This window comes from Nostoc sp. PCC 9305, assembly GCF_963920915.1.
In the GTDB taxonomy this organism is placed as follows: domain Bacteria; phylum Cyanobacteriota; class Cyanobacteriia; order Cyanobacteriales; family Nostocaceae; genus Nostoc.
Genome location: NZ_CAWUDN010000222.1, coordinates 1 through 3,182, shown reverse-complemented (window position 1 = coordinate 3,182; position 3,182 = coordinate 1). Strand labels below are relative to the sequence as shown.

Sequence of the window (3,182 nt, the reverse complement as noted above, 5' to 3'; positions counted from 1 at the left end):
CAGAGGGGCAGAGGGGCAGAGGGGCAGAGGGGAAAGACTTACTGCAACTTCTCCCCTGCTCCCCTGCTATGCCCTAATACATGAATTAACTTTTTCCAACTAACTCCTTTACCTTGTTGATAATGCCGACTGGATCGATACCTTGATATGGGTACTGTTCCCACAAACCGCCGCAACCTTCTTTATAAGTTCCGAGATGGGCATATTTGGGAGTCAACCCCCGCTCTAGTAGCCAAGAACCGAAACGGCTGCCTAAGCCTGTACGACGGTTGAAGGCTTCTACTACAAGGACAAAAGGAGCATTACCAACTTTAGTAATCATTTCTTCATCAATGGTGTTTAAAGTTGGTTTGTTAATTAAACCAACGTCTAACCCTTCTTGTTTAAGACGCTCTACAGCATCAACGGCACGGTAGAGAGCATCGCCAAAACTGATGATGTAGCCTTGCGTCCCCTCTCGTATAACCTCATCTTTACCGGGAACAAATTTGTAGCCACTTCCAAAGAAGTCATTGCCGTTGCTGTCCTGAATATTGGGTACTTTGGAACGGGTGGAGAAAATAAACCGCAGTCCAGGCTCAAAAAACACAGCTTCTACACAAGCTGTCATTTGATTAGTATCTGCCGGGAAGTATAACTGTGTTGGGTAGCCATCATCCAAGCCATTGTCGGCAAACATATTATTTATACCAAAGTGGCAGCTGTTATCTGCCATATCATCTATACCCGCATGGGAAAAATGACACAGAACATTGGAATAGTTCAGCCGTGCCATCGTGATTTCTGAGATACACATTTCTAAGAAGGCGCTGAAGGTGGCAAAAATACCTTGCTTGCCCTCGTCCATCCCGAATCCAGCAGCCGCAGAGAAGTTGCTCCGTTCCATAATCCCGGAGGAAATAAATATTTCTGGATATGTTTCATGAATTTTCTTCAAACCGCAGGAGCCTTCTAGGTCGCTATCAATGACCATGACTTTTTCTTTACGCTCCGCCTCACTCATGCGACCAAGAACACCCACCACGGCTTCACCAAACACATTACGGTTAGCGCCCCATTTATCACTGGAACCCAGAAATGTATATGTTTGTTTGGGTTTCTCAATACTTTTAAGGTATTCGACAGCCGCAGTTTGTCCGCGAGATTCTAGATACTTAACTGCTAAATCTACAGGAATTACATCATGCCCATGAGTGGAACCTTCTAAACCTTCAATTCCAGGACACATCGGACGTTTATTGATAATAGCGATCGCTCCGGGAGTATTCACAGCTTCGCAAATACGACGGTATAAATCGTCTAAGTCTTCCCCGTTTCCCTGAAGTACTTTCAAACCGTGGCCTTCTAAGGTTTTGGCTACGCTGAAACCAGGTAAATATTTAGAAGGATGTCCAGCGATCGTTACATCATTGTCATCAATAAGCAGCTTGACGTTGAGATGTTGAGCAACAGCCAAGCGAGCAGCTTCAGCATCATTGCCTTCTTGCTGCGAACCATCAGAACCAAGACAGAAAACAGCTTTGCCTGGATTCGCCATTGCCACACCATTGATGTAAGGCCAAATATGCCCCAGGCGGCCAGAACTAAATTTCACACCAGGAGTTAGTTTTAGTTCCGGGTGTCCCGGTAAATTGGAATGTGCTTGCCGATAACGTAAAAGTTGCTCGGCAGGTAAGTCACCATGCAAGGTTGCCATTAGATATTGGGTGGCGACTCGATGTCCTGCTTCATCGAAGAAAATCGGCACAAATTGCTCTGATGCTCCCCGGAAAAAGGCATCGAGAATCATCACCTCTGGCACTGTATCGTATGGGCCACCAGTATGGCCACCCACTCCACTAGCAGCGCCAGTCGCCGTAAAAAAGACGATCGCATCCCGGCAGAGTTGAATATTCGCTTTTAGAGTCTCTCGCTGTTGGGCGGTAAGGCTGGAATTTGCTGGATTGAGCGCTAAAAATTGGTAAGCACCGAGATCGATCGGAAATTGGGTATTAATAGTAGTCATGGTTTATTGATTGAATAAAAAACAATTTGAACAGACCGAATGCGCGATCGCACTACAAAAAAAATTGTTAAAACCCAGATTGGGCAACAATTATCCAAGCTCAAGTTAACCACTCGGAACCGTTGTGGAACTGTGTGATTTCATCAAATGCGAAAATAAATACATTCAATTGTGCATGAATGTGCTTGAATTCAATTGAAGTTACGGATTACCGTACAAAAACTTGCATATCAATAAGTATAAACTCACAAACATGCAATTTCAAGTCCAAAAACGCATTTTCAGGAAAATTAATTATGCTAACTGCTGAACGACGACAATTCATCTTAGAAATTCTGCGTCGTGATAAAAAGGTACTTTCGACAGAACTTAGTGCTGTTCTCAAAGTTTCTGAGGATACGATTCGCCGAGATTTGCGAGAACTGGCAGAAACGGGACTATTGCAACGCGTTCATGGGGGAGCGCTCCTCAAATCTCCAGCCACCGCCAGTTATGCCGATCGCCAAAAGCAAGCGCCAAAAGAAAAGGAAGCGATCGCTCGGACAGCAGCAAAATTAGTTTGTACAGGACAAGTGGTGATTTTAGACGGAGGTACGACAACTCTCCAAGTAACCCGTCATTTGCCCCTAGATTTGCACGCAACAGTGATCACAAATAGTCCGCCAATAGCAGTTGCTTTAGCAGAACATCCCCATATAGAAGTTGTGATGTTAGGTGGACAACTCTACAAAAAAGCTTTGGTGAACGTGGGTACTGTCACAATTGAGACATTACGGATGATTCGTGCAGATTTGTGCATGTTAGGGGTTTGCAGTTTGCATCCAGAAGTTGGGATTAGTGTACCTAACTTAGACGAAGCCCATGTCAAAAGAGCCATGATTGCTGGCTCGGCTGAGGTAGTCGGATTAGTGACGGCAGAAAAATTAGACACGGCTGCTCCTTATCTCGTGGAGTCTATTCATGCCCTGACTTACCTAGTAACTGCACCAACAGTATCTAATAATATGTTGAGTGCCTACAAAGCTTTAGGTTTAACAATTATACGTGATGAACACGAATAATCTGATGAAGGCACTGAATAAGGGAATAGGGTACAGGTAAGAGGGTACAGATTATTCCCTGTCACCTATCACCTGTCACCTATCACCTGTCACCTATCACCTGTCACCTATCACCT

At 44.7% G+C, this 3,182-nt stretch carries 2 protein-coding genes; one reads left to right on the top strand and one right to left on the bottom strand.

Features of this window, described 5'->3' with window-relative positions; translation table 11 throughout:
• Nucleotides 1-85 precede the first annotated feature (85 nt).
• Nucleotides 86-2,005, bottom strand: coding sequence for a transketolase C-terminal domain-containing protein (locus ACM0OX_RS35380; protein WP_414519844.1), 1,920 nt, complete (start codon nucleotides 2,003-2,005; stop codon nucleotides 86-88).
• A 296-nt stretch (nucleotides 2,006-2,301) separates the two neighbouring features.
• On the opposite strand from ACM0OX_RS35380, the gene ACM0OX_RS35375 reads away from it, so the two are divergent.
• Nucleotides 2,302-3,066 carry a DeoR/GlpR family DNA-binding transcription regulator gene (locus ACM0OX_RS35375; protein ID WP_193945782.1) on the top strand — a complete coding sequence of 255 codons (765 nt, stop codon included), beginning with the start codon at nucleotides 2,302-2,304 and terminating at the stop codon, nucleotides 3,064-3,066.
• Nucleotides 3,067-3,182: the final 116 nt, after the last annotated feature.